Genomic DNA, 19,314 nt, shown 5'->3' on the forward strand with positions numbered 1-19,314 from the left:
GCAGAACCCTCATGACGTTTCCCCACCGCCGCTCATGGCTCTCCTCGCTCCTGCTGGGCCTCGCCCTGGTCGTCGCGGCCCCGGCCAGCCCCGCCTGGCAGGCGCAGCCCGCCGCCGCACAGGCCCGCGCGCCAGCCGTGCCGGCGCTGGTCAACGACCTCGAACAACGCAGCTTCCGTTTCTTCTGGGACAGCGCGAACCCCGCCAACGGGCTGATCCCCGACCACTATCCCGGCGAATCGTTTTCCAGCATCGCCGCGGTCGGCTTCGGCCTGACTGCCTACGGCGTGGGCGTGGAGCGCGGCTACATCACGCGCAGGCAGGCGATCGAACGCACCCTGGCCACGCTGCGCTTCTTCGACAGCGCGCCACAAAATGACAGCGAGGACGACGCCAGCGGCTACCGCGGCTTCTTCTACCACTTCCTCGACATGCACAGCGGCAAGCGCACCGCGCGCTGGACCGAGCTGTCCAGCGTGGACACCACCCTGCTGCTCGGCGGCGTGCTGTTCGCGCAGTCGTACTACGACCGCGACACGCCGGCCGAGCACGAGATCCGCACACTGGCCGACCGCATCTACCGCCGCGTCGACTGGCCGTGGATGCAGCCGCGCGCACCGCTGGTCAGCATGGGCTGGACGCCGGGCGGCCACTTCATCCCGCACGACTGGGAGGGCTACAACGAGGCCATGCTGCTGTACGTGCTGGCGCTGGGCTCGCCCACCCATCCGGTCGGCGCCGATGCATGGAAGGCATGGACCCGCACGTACGACCGCCACTGGGGCCAGTTCGAAGGCCAGCAACTGCTGAACTTCGGCCCGCTGTTCGGCCACCAGTACAGCCACGTGTGGATCGACTTCCGCGGCATCCGCGACGCCTGGAATCGCCAGCACGACCTGGACTACTTCGAGAACAGCCGCCGCGCGGTGATCGCCCAGCGCAACTACGCCATTGCCAACCCCGGCGGCTGGACCGGCTACGGCCCGAACGTGTGGGGGCTGACCGCCAGCAACGGTCCGGGCGGGGTCGTCATGGAGGGCCAGCGCCGGCGCGAGTTCCACGGCTACACCGCCCGTGGCGCCGGGCTCGGCTGGGTGGTCGACGACGGCACCATCGCGCCGACCGCGGCCGGCGGCTCGATCGCGTTCGCGCCGGAACTGGTGATCCCCGCGCTGGAGGCGATGAAGCACCGCTACGGCAAGGACATCTACGGCGAGTACGGCTTCGTCGACGCCTTCAACCCCAGCTTCCACATGCGCACGGAACTGCGCACCGGCAAACTGCTGCCGATGGGCTGGGTCGACACTGTCTACCTCGGCATCGACCAGGGCCCGATCGTGCTGATGATCGAGAACTGGCGCAGTGATTTCGTGTGGAAGGTGATGAAGAAGAACCCGTACATCCGCAAGGGACTGGAGCGCGCCGGCTTCGAAGGCGGCTGGCTGGGTGCGGGGGCGCCGGAAAAATGACCTGCGGCACGCGCCCGCAACGATCGCGGCGTGGCCTGTGGCTGGCCGGGATCGCCTTGTGCGGCGCATTGCTGGGCGGTTGTACGCCGGCACCGACGGGGCAGCAGCTCACGTTCTGGACGATCGGCCGCGAGGGCGAGGCGATCATCCAGCTGCTGCCGGCGTTCGAGCGTGCGCATCCGGACATTCACGTACAGGTACAGCAGCTGCCGCTGACCGCGGCGCACCAGAAGCTGCTCACCGCATTCGCCGGCGGTTCGACCCCCGACCTCAGCCAGCTCGGCAACACCTGGCTGCCGGAACTGGCGGCGCTGCACGCGCTGGAGCCGCTGCAGGGTCGCGTGGACCATTCGACGGTGGTGCAGCCACACGACTACTTCGCCAGCATCTGGGCGACCAATGTGATCGACGGCACCCTGTATGGCGTGCCGTGGTACGTCGATACGCGGTTGCTGTTCTATCGCCGCGACCTGCTCAAGGCCGCCGGCTTCGATGCACCGCCGCGCACCTGGGCGGAATGGCGGCGCATGCTCGCCGCGCTCAGCGATCCCGCGCGGCACCGCTACGGCATCCTGCTGCCGACCAACGAGTACGAGCAGCTGATGTCGCTGGCCTTGCAGCAGGACGAGCCGCTGCTGCGCGACGGCGGCCGCTACGGCAACTTCGAAAGCGCCGGCTTCAAGCGCGCGCTGGTGTTCTACGTCGACACGTTCAAGCTGAAACAAGCACCGGCAATCACCAACGTCGAGGCCGGCAACCCGTGGACCGAATTCGGCCGCGGCGTGTACGTGTTCTACCTGTCCGGGCCGTGGAACATCGGCGAGTTCCGCTCGCGCCTGAGCGCCGCACAGCAGGACGACTGGGCCACCGCGCCGCTGCCTGGCCCCGATGGCGCCGGCATCGGCGTGGCCGGCGGCTCCAGCCTGGTGATCTTCCGCGCCTCGAAACACAAGGACGCCGCCTGGCAGCTGATCGAATACCTGTCGCAGCCGGCGGTGCAGCAGCGCTTCTATGAGCTGCTCGGCGACCTGCCGCCGCGGCGCAGCTCGTGGCAGGGCGCTGCGCTGCGCGACGACCCGAAGCTGCGCGCGTTCCGCGATCAGCTGGAACAGGTGAAGCCCACGCCAGCGGTACCGGAGTGGGAGCGTATCGCCAACGAGATGCAGCTGGTCGCAGCCAAAGCGATCGCCGGCCGGCTGACGATTGACCAGGCGGCGGCCGAGATGGATCGCCGCGCCGACGCGATCCTGGCCAAGCGCCGCTGGGTGCTGGATCACGCCAGCGCCGGTCAGGCACCGGAGTCCGCCCGGTGAATTCGCCGCGCAGCGCGTGGCTGTTCCTCGCGCCGGCGCTGGTGGTGCTGGGCGTGTTCTTCCTGCTGCCGGTGCTGGCTGCGCTCGCGCTCAGCCTCACCGATTACGACCTCTACGCGCTGGCCGATATCCGCAACCTGCGCTTCGTGGCGCTGGGCAATTACTGGGAACTGCTGCAGCGGCCGCTGTTCTGGTCGGCGCTGGGCCACACGGTGTATTTCGTCGCGGTGGGCGTGCCATTGTCGATGGGCGCCTCGCTCGGTGCGGCGCTGCTGCTGAACTCGCCGCTGGCGCGTTGCAAGCCGCTGCTGCGCACCGCGCTGTTCGCGCCGGTGGTGACCACGGTGGTGGCCACCGCGGTGATCTGGCGCTACTTGTTCAACACCAAATACGGCATGGCGAACTATCTGCTGGGACTGCTGGACGTCCATCCGGTGGACTGGCTGGGCGACCCGCACTGGGCGATGCCGACGATCATCGCGTTCGCGGTGTGGAAGAACTTCGGCTACAACATGATCATCTTCCTGGCCGGCCTGCAGGCGATTCCGCCGGAGCTGTACGAGGCCGCGCGCATCGACGGCGCATCCAGCTGGCGGCAGTTCCGCCACATCACCCTGCCGATGCTGAAACCGACCCTGCTGATGGTGGGCATCCTCACCGTGTCGGGCTACTTCCAGCTGTTCGCCGAGCCCTACGTGATGACTGAGGGCGGCCCGCTGCAGAGCACCGTCAGCGTGCTGTACCTGATGTACGACGAGGGCTTCAAGTGGTGGAACCTCGGCTCGGCCTCGGCGGTGGCGTTCCTGCTGTTCCTGATCATGTTCGCGGTGACCGTGCTGATGCTGAAGCTGTCGCGCCGCGGAGACGCCTCGTGAATCCGCGGCTGGCCAAGGCACTGGTCAATGGCCTGCTGATCGGCGGCGCGGTGGTCGCGCTGTTCCCGCTGCTGTGGATGCTGTCGGTGTCGTTCATGGCGCCGGGCGAGGCCAGCGCGCTGCCGCCGCCGCTACTGCCGGCACATGCCACGCTCGGCAACTACCGCGAGTTGTTCGTGCGTGCCGGCATGGGTCGCTACCTGCTCAACAGCCTGCTGGTCGCCGGCGCGATCACCGCGCTGTCGCTGGTCTTCAACCTGATGGCCGGCTACGCCTTCGCCAAGCTGCGCTTCGCCGGCCGCGAACGATTGTTCCAGGCGCTGCTGGGCGCGCTGGTGATCCCCGCCCAGGTGGCGATGCTGCCGCTGTTCCTGCTGCTGAAGTCCATCGGCCTGGTCAACAGCTACGCCGGCGTGGTCGCGCCGGCGCTGGCCAGCGTGTTCGGCATCTTCCTGGTGCGCCAGTACGCGCGCGGCATCCCCGACGAACTGCTGGAGGCCGCGCGCATCGACGGCGCCGGCGAGTGGCGCATCTTCGCGCAGATCGTGCTGCCGCTGCTGAAGCCGGTCATCGTGACGCTGGCGATCTTCAGCTTCCTCGCCGCATGGAACGACTTCATGTGGCCGCTGATCGTGCTGACCGGGCAGGAGCACTACACGCTGCCGATCGGACTGGCCTCGCTGGCGCGCGAGCACGCGCAGGACAGCGAGCTGATGATGGCCGGCTCGGTGGTCACCGTGCTGCCGGTGCTCGTCCTGTTCCTGGCGCTGCAACGGTATTACCTGGAGGGTTTGTTGCTGGGCAGCGTGAAGGGCTGAGGCTGCTTGCCATCGCCTCCGCTCCCCGGCAGGGAGAGGAGGCGAACGCAACTGCTCAGAACTTGCCGGCGCGGAAGTCGGCGATCGCTTCGTGGATCTGTTCGGGCGTGTTCATCACGAACGGCCCGTAGCGCGCCACGCTTTCGTTCAGCGGCTTGCCGGCGACCACCAGCAGGCGCGATGGCGTGTCGCCGCCGGCCAGCTGCAGTTGCGTGCCGTCGGACAGCACGCCCAGTTCGCTGCGTTGCAGTTGCTCGCCGCCGACCAGGGCCGCCTCGCCATCGAACACGTAGGCGAAGCCGTGATGCCCGGCCGGAAGATCCAGCGTGAACTGCGCGCCCGGCTGCAGGCCGATGTCCAGGTACACCGGCGCGGTGACGATGCCCTCGACCGGACCGGTGGCGCCGGCCAGTTCGCCGGCGATCACCTTCACTTCGACGCCTGCGGCCGGCTGCACCACCGGAATCCGCTCGGGGCCGATGTCCTGGTAGCGCGGCGCGGTCATCTTGTCGGCCGCCGGCAGGTTCACCCACAGCTGGAAGCCCCACATCAGGCCATTTTCCTGCTGCGGCATTTCCGAATGCAGGATGCCGCGGCCGGCGGTCATCCACTGCACGCTGCCCGGGGTGAGGTCGCCGCGGTTGCCGTGGTTGTCCTGGTGCTGCATGTGCCCGGCCAGCATGTAGGTGACCGTCTCGAAGCCGCGATGTGGATGCTCCGGGAAACCGGCGATGTAGTCGCCGGCGCTGTCGGAGCGGAATTCGTCCAGCAGCAGGAACGGGTCGAGCATGTCCAGCCCGGGCTGGCCGATCACGCGCTTCAGCTTCACGCCGGCGCCGTCGGACGTGTCCATGCCGCGGATGCGGCGGGTGATGTGGCGGTCGCTCATGGCGTACTCCGGTTCAAGGATGACTGCACGCCAAGATGGTCCTGTTCACGCACTTGTCCAAGCACCCGGGCACGAACGGATCGTTCCACCCGCGCAACGCCGGCAGTCCGCCTCAGTGCACCCAGTGCCCGCTGCGCTGGCGCGGCGGATTGCCGTCGTCGCCGGTGTCGGGCTGCTGCTGGCGCACCATCGCCTCGACTTCGGCCTCGGTGGCGGGCTGGGCCTGCCAATACTGGTTCACCGCCCCGAGCACGGCCGGCACCTGCGACAGGCATTCGTCGTATTCGTCGTCGCTGAGCTTCTCGAATTCGGCGTCCGCGCTGAGAATGCCCTCGTCCACCGCCAGCGCCATCACCGGGCCGAGCAGTTCCATCAGCTGCGGGTCCTCGGCCAGCCGGCCCTCCCACAGCCCGGCACGCAGGTCGATGCCGCGGCTGAAGCCTTCGCACCAGCCGGCGGCGGACAGCATCGGGCCGCCTTCCAGCTCGACCTCGCCGAGGATCGGCTCGTAGGCGTCGACCTCCAGTTCGGCGATGATCGAATCGTTGAGCTTGGCCAGCAGCGCCAGCACCCGGTTGCCTTCGTCCTCGTCGGTGAACGGCTCGTGCAGCACCTCGGGCAGCCATTCGTCCGGCAGCACCAGCAGCGGGCCGACCGCCAGCGCCGAAAGCAGGCCGTGCACGCCATCCAGCAACAGGTCACCCTCGCCGGTGTGCGCGCGCAGGTAGCGGTCCAGCTCGTCCAGTTCGTTGTCGTCCAGCGAGCTGGGCCATTCGGTCTTCGAGGTCATTTCAGTCAGATATCCAGTTCCAGCGTCACCGGCGTGTGGTCGGAGGGGCGTTCCCAGCGGCGCGGCTCGCGGTCGATCGCTGCCGCGGTGGCGGCGGATTTCAGGGCTTCGCCGATCAGGATCAGGTCGATGCGCAGGCCCATGTTGCGGCGGAACGCGGCCTGCCGGTAGTCCCACCAGCTGTAGTGCCCGGCCTCGGCTTCGAACAGCCGGAAACTGTCGTGCAGGCCCAGGTCGGTGATCGCCTTCAGGGCGGCGCGCTCCGGCGGCGAGCACAGGATGTCCTCGCCCCAGGCGACCGGATCGTAGACGTCGCGCTCGTCCGGGCAGATGTTGAAATCACCCAGCACCACCAGCTTCGGGTGGCGCTCCAGCTCGCGTGCCAGGAATTCGCGCACCCTGGCCAGCCAGTCCAGCTTGTACGCGTACTTCTCGTCGCCGACCGCCTTGCCATTGACCACGTACAGGTCGACCACGCGCAGACCGCCGATGGTGGCGGCCAGGATGCGCCGCTGCGGGTCGTCCAGGCCGGGGATGTCGGTGACCACGTCGACGGGTTCGTCGCGGGCCAGGATCGCCACGCCGTTGTAGGTCTTCTGCCCCGAATACACCGCGCGATAGCCGGCCGCGGCCAGCTCGTCGAGCGGGAATTTCGCGTCCTCCAGCTTGGTTTCCTGCAACGCCACCACGTCCGGCTGCGCCTCGGCCAGCCACTGGGTCAGGTGCGGCAGGCGCACCTTCAGCGAATTGACGTTCCACGAGGCGATCTTCATGGCCACATTGTACGGGAAGCGCCGGCGGCCCCTGCGGCGCGGGCCGGGGTGGCCGGGCGACGGCACGAAGATGAACGGAAGCTGCGAAAAACCCCCGAAAGCGCGAATTCCAGTGTATGCTGCGCGAGCAAGAGTCCGAGGAAACTCCTATTTTTGCTCCTATTGCGGCCGTGCCTCAGCGTATCGGACCGCAGACACATCCATGCTTCAAAGGTAAAGTTACATGTCGGATCGTCAGAGCGGTACAGTCAAGTGGTTCAACGACGCCAAGGGTTTTGGCTTCATCACCCCGGAAAGCGGTGACGACCTGTTCGTGCATTTCCGCGCGATCCAGGGCACGGGCTTCAAGTCCCTGCAGGAAGGCCAGCGCGTCACGTTCATCGTCACCAAGGGCCAGAAGGGCCTGCAGGCTGAGGAAGTCCAGGCGGTCTGAAGTCCCACGGACTCCAACCCCTGAAGAAAAGCCCGCCTCGGCGGGCTTTTTTTTGCCCCTAGGCCAGCCCGTGGCTGCGCAGCAGCGCTTCCGGTTCCGGCTTGCGGCCGCGGAAGGCGATGAAGCTTTCCAGCGCCGGGCGACTGGCGCCGACCGCGAGGAACTCGCGGCGGAAGCGCTCACCGGTGCTGCGATCAATCACGCTGCCGTTTCTCTCGGCATGCTCCTCGAATGCACCGAATGCATCGGCGCTGAGCAATTCGGCCCACAGGTAGCTGTAGTAACCGGCCGCGTAGCCGCCGGCGAAGATGTGGCTGAACGCATGCGGGAAGCGTTGCCAGGCCGGTGGGTGCATCACGGCGACCTGCTTGCGCACCTCCTCCAGCACCGCCAGCGCCCGCGCGCCCTGCGCCGGGTCGTACTCCAGGTGCAGCAGGAAATCGAACAGCGCGAACTCCAGCTGGCGCACCAGGAACAGGCCGGCGTGGAAATGCCGCGCGGCCAGCATGCGTTCGAACAGCTCGTCGGGCAACCGCTCGCCGGTCTGCCAGTGGCGCGCGAACAGGTCCAGCGCCTCGCGGTTCCAGCCGAAGTTCTCCATGAACTGGCTGGGCAGCTCCACCGCGTCCCACTCCACGCCGTCGATGCCGCCAATCGAGGGCAACGCGATCGAAGTGAGCAGGTGGTGCAGGCCGTGGCCGAATTCGTGGAACAGGGTCAGCACGTCGTCGTGGGTGAGCAGGGCCGGCTTGCCCCCGGTGGGCGGCGCGAAGTTGCAGGTGAGGAAGGCCACCGGCAGCTGCAGGTTTTCGCCGTCGTCGAAGCGCGCGCGGCAGACGTCCATCCACGCGCCGCCGCGCTTGCCGTTGCGTGCGTACAGGTCGACGTAGGCGCCGGCGAACACGCGGCCGTCGGCATCACGCACGTCGTAGTAGCGCACCTCCGGATGCCACACGTCGACGCCGTCGCGCGGGGCGAGGGTGATGCCGTAGAGTTTTTCGGTGAGGCCGAACAGGCCGCCGATCACCGCCGGCAGCGGGAAGTATGGCTTCAGCTGTTCCTCGTCCAGCGCGTAGTCGCGCTGGCGCAGTTTCTCCGCGGCGTAGCCGACGTCCCACGATTCGAGGTTGTCGAGTTTCAGCTCGGCGCTGGCGAACTCGCGCAGCCGGGCCAGTTCGCGCTGTGCCACCGGCTTCGCCCGCACCGCCAGGTCGTGCAGGAACTCCAGCACTTCGGTCGGCGAGGCGGCCATCTTGGTCGCCAGCGATTCCTCCGCCGCGTTGGCGAAGCCAAGCAGCTGCGCCGCCTCGTGGCGCAGCGCCATGATCCGCTCGATGCGCGCGCCGTTGTCGAACTTGCCCGCATTCGGGCCCTGGTCGGACGCGCGCGTCTGGTAAGCCCAGTACACCCGCTCGCGCAGGCCGCGGTTGTCGGCGTAGGTCAGCACGGCCTGCACGCTGGGTTGCTTCAGGGTGACCAGATAGCCGTCCAGTTGCTGGTCTTCGGCGTACTGGCGCAGTACGGCGCGGCCGGACTCGGGCACCCCGGCGAGATCGCGTTCGTCGGTGACGTGCTCGTGCCATGCCTCGCTGGCGTCCAGCACGGCGTTGGAGAATTCGGTGGAGAGTTTGGACAGCTCCACCCCGATCTCGCGGAAGCGCGAGCGTGCCGGCTCCTCCAGCGCCACCCCGGACAATTTGAAGTCGCGCAGCGCGTGTTCGACCAGCGTGCGCTCCGGTCGCGGCAGCGCGGCGAAATCCGCCGCCTCGGCCAGCGCCCGCACCGCGGCGTACAGGTCGCGGTTCTGGCCCAGCTCGATCGCGTGCTCGGTGAGCTTCTCCTCGGCCGGCCCGTACACCTTGCGCAAGGCCTCGCTGTCGGCCACCGAGTGCAGGTGCGACACCGGCGCCCAGGCCCGCGCCAGGCGCTGCTCCAGCCGTTCCTGGGTCAGCATCACGTGGTCGAAGTCGCGCGCTGCGCCGGGGGCGACCAGTGCGTCGATGCCGGCACGGTAGTCGGCCAGGATCGTGTCGATCGCCGGTTCGACGTGTTCGGGGCGGATCTGCGTGAACGCCGGCAGCGCGTCGTCGGCCAGCAGCGGGTTGTGGTCACTCATGGACGCTCCTTTGCGAAGCTGCCAGCGTGGCGACCGCGCCGGGCGAAATCAAGCGTGGCGATGTGACGGCGCCGCGCCACTAGAATGCCCGGATGAATTCCCTGCGCAGCTTCAAGGGCATCGCGCCCAGCCTCGGCCAGCGTGTCTACGTCGACCCCGCCGCCAGCGTGATCGGCGACGTGGTGCTGGGCGACGACGTCTCGATCTGGCCCGGCGCGGTGCTGCGCGGCGACGTCAACCACATTCGTGTCGGCGCGAAGACCAGCATCCAGGACGGTGCCATCGTGCACGTCGCCCACGCCGGCCCGTACGGACCCGGTTACCCGTGCCTGATCGGCGAGGGCGTCACCGTCGGTCACGCCGCGGTGGTACATGCCTGCACCATCGGCGACTACTGCCTGATCGGCATGCACGCCAGCGTGCTGGATGGCGCGGTGGTGATGAAGCATGGCTTCGTCGGCGCCGGCGCGCTGGTGCCGCCGGGCAAGGTGGTCGGCGAGGGCGAGCTGTGGCTGGGCAACCCGGCGAGATGCGTGCGCCGGCTCGGCGAGCGCGAGATTGAGCAGCTGCACTACTCGGCCGACCACTACGTGCGGCTGAAAGACGTTTACCTCGCCAGCTGAACCCGCCTACTGCGGCGTGGTGACGCTCGCCTGCCGCGCGTTGATTGCCGCTGCCTCCGCCGCGTGGCGCCGGCCGAGCAGGATGCGCTGCGCATCGAGGTAGCCGGCGAGCAGCGCCAGCTGGTAGTTGCTGGCGTTGGTCTCGTAGTGCGACGGGTCGTACTGGTAGTTGCCGGCGTCGTACGCGCGCAGCAGCTGCAGCTCGCGCTGCGCATCGTCGAGATTGCCCGCGGCCACGGTCTGCTCGACCAGCGTGCAGGCCGGCTTGAATGCCTCGCGCAGGCCGTCCAGCGCCGCCTGGTTTTGCGGGTCGAGCTGCAGCACGCTGAAGTAGAACTCGAACGCGTTGTTGCCTTCCGGCGAGACCAGGCGGCCGTCGCGCACCGCGTCGCGGGCCAGCCCGAGCATGATCGTGCTGCCGCTCTGCGCCTCGTCGTCCGCCACGGCGGCCTTTTTCGCCGGCGCCGCGTCCGCGCTGGCCCGGCTGTGCCAGGCAAGACCGCCGGCCACCAGCAACAGGCACAGGCAGACCGCGGCGATCACATAGCGATGCGCGATGAGGAAGGCTGGACGAGGCATGACGGGGTGCGCCGGGGAACGCCGCGCGCGGGAGCCTGCGTCGTCGACGCGCTCCCGGCGGCAGGCAGCACCTTAGTGTCGCCATGTTGCAGTCTCGTGGCGAAGTGGCTTCAGCGTGTGACAGTGGCCGCTTCCAGCCGCGCCAGCCAGGCCAGCGCATGGGCGCGGTCGGCGCCGCACATCACCGGCTCGGGGCGCAGGCTGGCGCACACGGCGGGCCGCTCGGGACGGCCGAAGATCGCGCAGCGGTGGTCGTCGGTGAGCTGCACGCAGCGCACGCCGGCGGGTTTGCCCCCGGGCATGCCGGGGATCGGCGAGAACTTTGGCGGATTACCCAAAGTTGTCAAAACAGCAGGAAGCGTTGATTAAACGCTAAGCCATCAAAAAGATCTCATATATTTCACATAGATAGGAGCAAAAAGCAAAACGCTGGGGGCTCAATCTGTGAGTTTGAAGCGATGCCACTTGTCGCGAATTCGCGTTGGCTTGGCGAACATCCGCACGTCGCAATCAGTGCCGATCTGCTCGATCAGGTCTCGGCGCTCATTCCCTCGCTCTCGCCTGATATGCAGTGTCGCGTCTTCCCGACTCTGAAAAATGTCGAAGCGTACCTTCAACTCACGCGACAGACTCTCACAGCCGAGCTACTTCGAAACAAAGAACAAACGAGGTCGCTCTGCGAGGGTTTCATTGGAGCGGCGTATTCACCAATTTTTCAGGGGCAATCCCTCGCTGCAGCATGCCGACAAGGGAAGACTCTTCTAACGCTCGTCAATAGGCTCGGCCTATCTGATCCCGAGGCGCTTCGGGTGAAACGATTCTCGGCGTATGTCCTCACCCCTGACGTTACAGAGTGGATGTCTCGATTCGAGATCGTCGAGCTAGATGAAGATGCGAAGTGGCTTTGGCGCGGATGGACGACGCCCAACAAGGCCGGTCGAGTGTGTGGCTTCGATCTATATGGGGTCTTTGCGCGTCTAGGTCGTGAGTTTACTCAGCGCCTTTTCGAAGCCCTGCGGAAGGCTCTTCTTGGATCCAGGTCGGCGTCCATTCACGGCGTAGCGGAATTCTGCCAATTTATCGCGAGTTTGCCGCCAGAAATCCAGGCGAGCCATTTCGATGATCCCTATTTTGTTGACGATTTCTTTGTGCAGTTCATTCGATATTTTTTCTCCACAGTACTCGGGCGCGGCCTCAAGATTGAATCTCAACTAAGTCATTGGAACTACGGCTTTTTGCACTTCGCCAATAAGTACCTGTTCGATCAGGTTATGACACATCCCGCTAGGCCACTGCCGCATGCTCCGAGGATGTACAGAGGGTGCATGCCGCGAATTTCGACAGATGACCACGGCACCTCTATTTCCACCACGCTACTGACGCACATACCCCTGGAGATCAGCGATTCCAGCGCGAGAGAAATGCTCTTTAATCAGATACAGACTGATTTCGACAGAATCGTCGCGTGGGCGCGGGTTGAAACGGAGCATCTTTGGGCTGCTCATCAGCGCCGACTCGAACTGGCACCACGAGGGACGATCCGACACGTATATACGTTGGGCGGTGAACGCAAACGTCGTCTAGGGCTGACTTGCCCTACAAATCCAGACTGGCTCGCCAATGCTGCGGCGACCTATGAAGCCAACGGCCACTTCGGTGCTCGCGCCCATGCAGAGAAGATATTTCCTGCGCCGATGATCGATACATCGCGCAAGCTTGGCGTTCCGGTCGACGGAGCACTCCTTCCACATGCCGCGCTGCTCGTTGCGATGGATCCCAAGATCACATGTGCGTTCCTTGAGGAACTTGAGCTTTACGACCGTCACGGAAAGCAAACTGGCTTCGTGGAACTTGACGGTGTGTGTTACTTGGTGGGCCGCAAAAGAAGAAGAGGCCCGCGGCTCGCCCAACAGGAGATTGCTCTCAATGATTCGACCAAGGAGATCGTCGAGCAAGTTATTCAGCTGACGAGTCCCCTACGGAATTACCTAAGGAAGTGCAAGAGCTCGCACTGGCGCAAGCTCTTTCTGACGGTTAGTTCTGTGGCAGGAATGCCGCACATGCAGAATTTCTCTGCTCAGACATCGACAAAACTCGATGATCTTGCATCGCGATTTATAACGGCTCTCGGGCTCAACGAACATGATGCTCTAGATATCGCGAAGCGATTTAGCTTACGTGCCCTACGAGCTTCCGCGGGAGTAATCGTTTACCTACGCACTAAAAGTGTTACGGACATGGCTCGCGCTCTTGGCCATAACGTGTGCTCTCCCAACTTGCTTGATCACTATCTACCACGTCCAATCCAAGTGTTCTTCCAAGACAGATGGATTCGTATCTTCCAATCAGCGTTGATATGCGAAGCGATGAAGGACAGCGATTACTTGCTTGAGTCTAGCCCATTTCAAACCATGGATGAACTCGATACCTTTCTTGGCAAACATGCTCTAAAGCAAATTCCAAAACACATCATTGACCCAGAAGATCCTGTTGACATCGAAGGCAGTGCGCCGGAGTCCACCAAGGTGGTCTTCGGAATAAGCAATGGAGTTATGACCGCCCTACTCAGTCTGGAGCTGGCCGTACGGGCAGCGATAAGGCGGCCATCGGGGCGCGCCGTGTACTGGTCCGGGGTCGCACATCGCCTGTGTGAGTATCTCGCCACCTTGGATGACCGACCGGATCTCACCAAGTGTCTTAAATGGGCCAGAGAGCACGCATCGGCAAACGCATTTGGAGAGCTCATCTATGGATAAGGCAGTTCTCTGGCCTACGGCAAAAGGAGGACAGCTCCCAGCAGCCGATTTCCTAGCTGACATCAAGATGCTCTCCGAATGTTCTGCGGATCGCTACCGCACCGCACGCTGGCTAGCCACGGATTTCGAAAATCCGGTTTGGTCCCTTCAATTTGATCGTGCCAAAGGTAAATTTTTCGAGATAGATTGGCGCGTTCGCCTTGGTCTCGGCCCGACGCTGCTAACGGACGATCGACATCGGCCGCTGCTAACTACGCTGCGAACTTGGCTGACGTTTCAAACGCACACCGATGCCACCAACTACGCGCTGCGTTGTCTAAGGACCGAGTACGAGATAGTTATCAGGGCCACCCTGTGGATCGACTACCTCCTGATACATGCAGAACAGCTCCAGCTACCCGCCCATGGCCTTGGCGCGATCACTCATGATCAGCTGATTGAGGCCATTTACGTGGTTGCAAGTAACTCACGGCGAAGTATTTCAGTTTATCAGTGGCCGTCTCGCCTCACCTCGTATCTGCGCGATCACACCTCATCCGTAAATTCGGATGAGGCTCGCGCTATGACGCGTGAGTATCCGTTTTTAGCCCGGGATGTTCCACCCTCCCAGGAGTGCCTCACTGAGCTTTCGCGAGAAGAGATTGTATTGGCGCGCTGCTGGCTCTGGCGAGAAGGTTACTATGTAACTCTTAGGAACGACCCCACCTCTTATCAATGGTCTCCATTTCTAAGGCCGCTAGTCGAAGCTATCTACATGAATACGCTGCGAGGCTATGTTGCCAAACCATCCGCTCCGGAACTGTGTTTGACACCAGGTCATCGAGCGGCCAGTCGGGAATATCCTGCCGTTCCTATAAAGCATTCCGGTGGGCGCATGAACGAGCGCGTGCTGCGCGGCTATATTACCTCGCTTCGATCGCTCGCCCATCTACACGTGATGGGGCAAGAAGTACCTTTCACAGCACTCCAATCAATAGACGTTAAAGGGACCATTCAAGCGCTCGACCCGCCTGTAGGCCAGCGATTTGGGTCCGTGCCCGCCTCGGTGGTGTTTAAAGCAATACGCCACGCCATTGAGTACGCTCTGGAGTTTGGCGAGGATCTCGTTGAGGCTTATCTCCTCTTGGCAGAAAGCGCTCGCTCTGCTGGAGGGAGTATTAGCGTTTTTTGTCACAACCGGGCACTCAAAGGTTATCTCTCAACTCGACTACGACGGCTCGGCGTGCGGGCATGGACCTGTGAGCCGTCCAACGCTGGCGTCATCGGCGGCCCAGCCCTTAGCGGTCACTCCGGCTACTACCGCCTACTACGCTCGAAACCGGGCTTGTGGGAACTCTTGCGCGTTCTTTACGGGGCTATCGAAATAGTTGCCGGATCGACCATGGCGCGCCGATCAGGTGAGCTAGTGGATCTTGTCGCCGGATCTTGCCTTAACGCTTCCGAAGATCAGTTACTTTTTCGCAATCGAAAGTCCGGTGTCCTAGGATACCGAGAGCTCGAAGAGCGGCCAATACCACCGATTGTCGTGCGGCTTATAAAAATGCTTGACTCTCTCCAGAACGGATTGATTCGCATTGGTGCGCTACAGTCGAAAACAGCTTTATTTGCACCGCCCACTGCTTGTGGTAATGCGCCACTTTGTGAAATTGTTTCGGAGGCGTTCGATGACTCGGTAGATATCTTTTGTGACTACTTTGAACTTCCTCTCAACATGAAAGGTGAGCGCTACTATTTGAGGCAACACCAATTTCGCCGCTTTTTCGCAATGATGTTCTTTTGGTCCAATCAATTTGGCGGGCTCGACACGTTGCGGTGGTTTCTTGGGCACTCTGACATTGCCCATATCTACCACTACATCACTGAGGTCACCCCAGGCGCGGTACTTAGAGGCGTAGCGGCGGAGTGGGCGTTGAACGCCGTAAAGGACCACGATAATGTCGCTGAGCGACTAAGTGACCTCATTGAAGAGCGCTTTCACACACGAAAATTCCAGATTCTTAAGGACGAAGAACTCCAGGAATACATCGAAGAGCTCATGCTGTCAGGTGTCGTGGTGATCGAGCCCGAATTTCTGGATGACTCGCGGTCCTACCGCATTCTCATAAGAATTATTCCGCGGAGTGCTCAATGAGCGTCTCCCGCAGCGAAGCGAACGCCGCATCGGTGATTGCGCTCGTAGATTTGTTGACGAAAGTCATTGCCAAACCAGGTGATCACCTGAACAGTGCGAGTCTCAACCATGCCATAACGTCCCAAGGTGCCCTCGCAGCGTATGAGAGTCTTGAGCTCGGGATACGCCGAGCGAGTCTCAACACACAAAAGAAGGCCTGTGATTTTTGTTTGGGTGGTTTTGCGGTGCTTGACTCTTTGCGGCGTAGAGCACGCGAGTCCATCGCGAGCGCGAAGACTCAGGCTCGCCATAGTGGGAAACGTACAAAGGAAGGGCTACTTTTGCGTGTTACTGAGCAAGAGCAGGAGATCCAGCTGCTTTTGGAAGACTTGCAACTTCTACAGCGCGCTTTTGAGCGCCGGTCTATGCAGGCGCGAAGTTACGCTGAGAGTTCAAAAATGCCATCCATCATTGCGCTTTGTCGAGCTGAACAACGCGAGATCGACACCGGACTTGATCTAAGGCGAAAGGTATTTGAAGCATCCAATGTAAGACCCATCGTGCGCCCGTGAGCATGCAGAAGCATAAGTTGTACCGCCTTACCTCGGACTCGTGGAAGTTGCCACTCTACGTCGACGACCACGGCGCACTGACTACCGTCGCCGCGATCGATATACCTTTGATCCTGTGGCCCGACGGACGCTGGTGCCATATCGGTAACGCTTATATGTTGCGGCTCTTCGAACGCGGTTTGTCTCGACGCAATCGCGGAGGGACGCTCTTTACCTATGCGACGAACATTAGTCACCTTCTACGGCTTCTGTACCAGCGCCGCATTGCACCGGAAGATCTTTCGGACAATCAGTTCACTGCGTTTGTGCATTCTCTTCTAGAAGAGCGCACGGTTGCGGAGCCAAACATGCCATTGCGGGATGCCAACACCGTATTGGCAATTGGTCGTGCTTCGTTGGACTTTCTAGCGTTCGTGGCGACACGGATCGACGATACCAGCCTCTTGGGGCCAAACGGACGGATACATGCTGAGCTGAAAGAAGCCAAGCTGTGGAGCACTTCTGATGGGACCGGGCGCAGCAGAACCGTCCGATTTTGGCACCATGCAAGCTTTCCCACTCCCGACCCAAGGACGGTCGTTTTACCTATCAGTGCCGTGTCCATCTCCAAGTTGCGTGATTCCGTTGACACCATCAGCACAAGCCATTTTTTGCGAAAGCGTCGTTATGTATTGATCAAACTTCTCGAAATCACGGGTGGTCGGCGATCGGAAGTGGCTGCGTTGACGGTCGATTCGATTCGGAGAGCCTCCCGCATGCATGACCCAATGCTCAGGATCATCACTGTAAAGAAAGGGGGAGGTCGCGCGGCCGAACGCCTTCTGCCTATCTCCCACCATGATGTCGCCTCCGTATTGGAGTTCATTGAAGTCAATCGCAGCCGAATCATACGAAAAACATGTGGGACGACGGGTGATACAGGCGTTTTGCTCATCAGCGAAAGGACCGGTAGGCCGCTTGAGGCGCCCACGATCACGAAGGAAATTCACACTCTAGCCAAGGCAGCAGGGATAGCGGTGAAGGTCTGCCCTCACATGTTTCGGCACCGCTTCATCACCAAACTCTTCGTGTGGCTCATCAATCAGCACAACATCGAGAACGAAGACTCGTTCCGTCGGCTGCTCCTTGACGGTAACGCCATGCGTGAAAAGGTACGCCAATGGACGGGTCACGCGAATCTCGCATCACTCGATACTTACATTCACATGGCTTTTGATGAAGCCGCGAACTTCGGCAAGGTCGAGACCGCAGTTAACCTTCGGAGAGTTGTAGAGTCCTTCCGTGGAACCGTCGAGCAAACGGCCAACGAAATGCACAATGCGATGAAAAATAGGGAGTCGACATTGCACATTGCAGAGTCATTTACGCATCTTCTTCGCGAGTTCGTGATTGATCTAGAGAAAGCCGTCGACGTCAGCCAACCATCGGGAAGCACTCAAGGGTGACCATGCTGGACGGTGCGATATTCGCGTAAACAATCATTCGCGCATGTGCTTCCTCTGAGAAGACGATGACACTACGACGTCGGAATCACTGATGTCCCGAAGTGTTCGGCGATTCCCGGGAATGTCAGTCAGTGACTTCCTTTTGCAGACAACGTGAGCAATCGCTTACGAGCCGTGGATGTCAGCCTATGAAAATTAGCGATGAGCATGGCCAGGTCATCGTCTTCAGCAAAGAAATAAGCAACAGGCATGCCTAGAGCTTGACCTAGCTTGCTGAGGGTGTTCGTGTCGGGTGCGTGCTTGCCGCGCTCATATTGATTGATTCGCGGTGATGCTACTGCAGGATCCATACCAGCTTGGATGCCGAGTTCTCGCTGAGATATACCCACGGCCAAGCGCGCTTCTTTCAAGCGAGCAGCCAGAACGACTTCCTTTTTACCTCCGCGAGCCATCCGATGAATCTGCCCTGTTGTGATCTAGGGACAGCTTCGGAGTCGCAGGCTCAACTGGATACTAAGAGTTCCTTAGTAATGCTCGTCACAGTTTCATGGGTGCGAGATCATGGTGGCGCTCCACGCGTGGAGACCACCTCCCTGTCCTTTTTTGTGAAGGGTCGAACGCGATCACTGCGTTTGGCCAATTCGGACACGGCGAACACAATGGCCGCGGTGATGAGATATTTGGAATGATCCGTATATTTTTCATACTCAACGCCCAGGGCTGTAACCCATGACGACTCGCACGGCCACGCCCGAACCCGCCGATAGCCATCATTACTCGTGGGTGGCTTTCCTTCGCGATACCCTCGATTTCTTCGTTTGCGCCTTGAAGTACTACGAGGAGTTGTTGTCCTTGGAGGCCGCCGAAGTCGAGGCCGATCCGCACTTGAAGGCTTTTTTCACTGAAGAGATCCGGCAGGAGATTCGTTTCGATCGAGGTCGACGCGAAGTCACGCGCACCCGCCAGTGGCTCGAAGAAAGCTTGGCCAAGTCCACCGACAAATTCGATTGCGACCTCAGTCTCGAACATGGAACGGTGCGCTACCTGAAGTCGGTCGGGCTGCTCTATCTAGGCTTCCTCAAGCAACGACGAAACGCGCTTTCGAGCAAACCCAATGTGACCACCCATCTCCTATCGGCATTGGATCGACAGATCACCTTGCGCGAAGAGCAGTTAGCCACTCAGGGGATCTTTGCCAGGGCCTCGGTGATGCGGCTCCTGGTTGAGCAGGAACAGTTGACCGCCGTCGAACAAGAAGGGGATAGGCCCCAGGATCAGTCCGTAACACACGCCCGACGGCCGAAGCCGGTCATGATCGATTCCATCGAGATCCTCGATACCGAACTCAAACGGCGCTGCCTGGATCTGTTCAATCAATTCGAAGAATCCGGTCAGTCCGAACGACACGATACGGTTGTGACCGAGGCAACCCGCATTCTGGAGCATCGTCTGCGTACGTTGACCCGATCCACCGATGCCGCCACCGGCGCCGATCTGGCCGCCCGCGCCTTTGCGGGTGGGACGCCGGCGATCCGCGTCAGCGATATCCAGGGAGAGCAGGATGCGGTCCACCTGCTGTATCGAGGCGTGTTTGGCTTCATTCGGAACCAAGTGCACCACAAATTGCTGTCCGACCTGGCACCCGAACGTGTGGTGCAGATTCTGGGTCTGATCGACTATCTGCTGTACGTGGCGAATACCGGCGTCCCATCGGAAGGTAAAGAAGTGTCATAACAATCGTGATGTGCTGCCT

General features: G+C 62.1%; 18 protein-coding genes. 11 read left to right on the top strand and 7 right to left on the bottom strand.

The annotated features are described in order from the left end of the window. The first annotated feature begins 11 nt into the window (after positions 1-11). Genes QQA13_RS15790 through QQA13_RS15805 form a run of 4 tightly spaced genes read left to right on the top strand, consistent with a single transcriptional unit; the run spans position 12 to position 4,475 of the window. Positions 12-1,469, top strand: a complete 1,458-nt coding sequence (locus QQA13_RS15790) for a glucoamylase family protein (protein ID WP_108470235.1) — start codon at positions 12-14, stop codon at positions 1,467-1,469. After that, complete coding sequence (locus QQA13_RS15795) at positions 1,466-2,782, top strand: sugar ABC transporter substrate-binding protein (protein ID WP_108470234.1); 1,317 nt, start codon at positions 1,466-1,468, stop codon at positions 2,780-2,782. The genes QQA13_RS15790 and QQA13_RS15795 overlap by 4 nt, the downstream gene beginning before the upstream one ends. Beyond that, entirely contained in the window at positions 2,779-3,657 is an 879-nt protein-coding gene (locus tag QQA13_RS15800) for a carbohydrate ABC transporter permease (RefSeq protein ID WP_108470233.1), read from the top strand. Before QQA13_RS15795 ends, QQA13_RS15800 begins: the two co-directional genes overlap by 4 nt. Next, positions 3,654-4,475, top strand: coding sequence for a carbohydrate ABC transporter permease (locus QQA13_RS15805; RefSeq protein ID WP_108470232.1), 822 nt, complete (start codon positions 3,654-3,656; stop codon positions 4,473-4,475). Before QQA13_RS15800 ends, QQA13_RS15805 begins: the two co-directional genes overlap by 4 nt. Positions 4,476-4,530: 55 nt before the next feature. Here QQA13_RS15805 and QQA13_RS15810 read toward each other — a convergent pair whose 3' ends face one another. The 3 genes from QQA13_RS15810 to xth form a co-directional block, all read right to left on the bottom strand. Then, on the bottom strand, positions 4,531-5,364 hold the full coding sequence (locus tag QQA13_RS15810; RefSeq protein ID WP_108470231.1) for a pirin family protein: 834 nt from the start codon (positions 5,362-5,364) through the stop codon (positions 4,531-4,533). A gap of 112 nt (positions 5,365-5,476) precedes the next feature. Further along, complete coding sequence (locus tag QQA13_RS15815; RefSeq protein ID WP_108470230.1) at positions 5,477-6,154, bottom strand: YecA family protein; 678 nt, start codon at positions 6,152-6,154, stop codon at positions 5,477-5,479. 5 nt (positions 6,155-6,159) lie between these two features. Further along, entirely contained in the window at positions 6,160-6,927 is a 768-nt protein-coding gene (xth, locus tag QQA13_RS15820; protein ID WP_108470229.1) for an exodeoxyribonuclease III, read from the bottom strand. A gap of 223 nt (positions 6,928-7,150) precedes the next feature. Here xth and QQA13_RS15825 point away from each other — a divergent pair, with 223 nt between their 5' ends. Next, positions 7,151-7,360 carry a cold-shock protein gene (locus QQA13_RS15825; RefSeq protein ID WP_007512189.1) on the top strand — a complete coding sequence of 70 codons (210 nt, stop codon included), beginning with the start codon at positions 7,151-7,153 and terminating at the stop codon, positions 7,358-7,360. A gap of 58 nt (positions 7,361-7,418) precedes the next feature. Here QQA13_RS15825 and QQA13_RS15830 read toward each other — a convergent pair whose 3' ends face one another. After that, the gene (locus QQA13_RS15830; protein ID WP_108470228.1) at positions 7,419-9,476 is read right to left on the bottom strand and encodes a M3 family metallopeptidase; all 2,058 of its coding nucleotides are present in this window, start codon (positions 9,474-9,476) and stop codon (positions 7,419-7,421) included. A gap of 92 nt (positions 9,477-9,568) precedes the next feature. Here QQA13_RS15830 and QQA13_RS15835 point away from each other — a divergent pair, with 92 nt between their 5' ends. Further along, on the top strand, positions 9,569-10,099 hold the full coding sequence (locus tag QQA13_RS15835; RefSeq protein WP_108470227.1) for a gamma carbonic anhydrase family protein: 531 nt from the start codon (positions 9,569-9,571) through the stop codon (positions 10,097-10,099). 6 nt (positions 10,100-10,105) lie between these two features. Here the strand turns inward: QQA13_RS15835 and QQA13_RS15840 are convergent, their stop codons facing one another. Beyond that, entirely contained in the window at positions 10,106-10,678 is a 573-nt protein-coding gene (locus tag QQA13_RS15840; protein WP_108470226.1) for an energy transducer TonB, read from the bottom strand. Positions 10,679-10,788: 110 nt separating this feature from the next. Continuing rightward, on the bottom strand, positions 10,789-11,025 hold the full coding sequence (locus QQA13_RS15845) for a proteinase inhibitor (RefSeq protein WP_108470225.1): 237 nt from the start codon (positions 11,023-11,025) through the stop codon (positions 10,789-10,791). A 111-nt stretch (positions 11,026-11,136) separates the two neighbouring features. Here QQA13_RS15845 and QQA13_RS15850 point away from each other — a divergent pair, with 111 nt between their 5' ends. Genes QQA13_RS15850 through QQA13_RS15865 form a run of 4 tightly spaced genes read left to right on the top strand, consistent with a single transcriptional unit; the run spans position 11,137 to position 17,561 of the window. After that, complete coding sequence (locus tag QQA13_RS15850) at positions 11,137-13,434, top strand: hypothetical protein (RefSeq protein WP_159082132.1); 2,298 nt, start codon at positions 11,137-11,139, stop codon at positions 13,432-13,434. Continuing rightward, entirely contained in the window at positions 13,427-15,565 is a 2,139-nt protein-coding gene (locus QQA13_RS15855; protein WP_159082131.1) for a hypothetical protein, read from the top strand. The genes QQA13_RS15850 and QQA13_RS15855 overlap by 8 nt, the downstream gene beginning before the upstream one ends. After that, positions 15,562-16,116, top strand: coding sequence for a hypothetical protein (locus tag QQA13_RS15860; protein ID WP_159082130.1), 555 nt, complete (start codon positions 15,562-15,564; stop codon positions 16,114-16,116). The genes QQA13_RS15855 and QQA13_RS15860 overlap by 4 nt, the downstream gene beginning before the upstream one ends. 47 nt (positions 16,117-16,163) lie before the next feature. Then, positions 16,164-17,561 carry a tyrosine-type recombinase/integrase gene (locus tag QQA13_RS15865; protein ID WP_199909783.1) on the top strand — a complete coding sequence of 466 codons (1,398 nt, stop codon included), beginning with the start codon at positions 16,164-16,166 and terminating at the stop codon, positions 17,559-17,561. 128 nt (positions 17,562-17,689) lie between these two features. On the opposite strand, the gene QQA13_RS15870 is transcribed toward QQA13_RS15865, so the two are convergent. Beyond that, the gene (locus tag QQA13_RS15870) at positions 17,690-17,971 is read right to left on the bottom strand and encodes a helix-turn-helix domain-containing protein (RefSeq protein WP_325051445.1); all 282 of its coding nucleotides are present in this window, start codon (positions 17,969-17,971) and stop codon (positions 17,690-17,692) included. 319 nt (positions 17,972-18,290) lie between these two features. Here QQA13_RS15870 and QQA13_RS15875 point away from each other — a divergent pair, with 319 nt between their 5' ends. Then, entirely contained in the window at positions 18,291-19,295 is a 1,005-nt protein-coding gene (locus tag QQA13_RS15875) for a TIGR02391 family protein (protein ID WP_108470220.1), read from the top strand. Positions 19,296-19,314: the final 19 nt, after the last annotated feature.

It is taken from the genome of Rhodanobacter thiooxydans (assembly GCF_030291135.1).
Taxonomy (GTDB): Bacteria; Pseudomonadota; Gammaproteobacteria; order Xanthomonadales; family Rhodanobacteraceae; genus Rhodanobacter; species Rhodanobacter thiooxydans_A.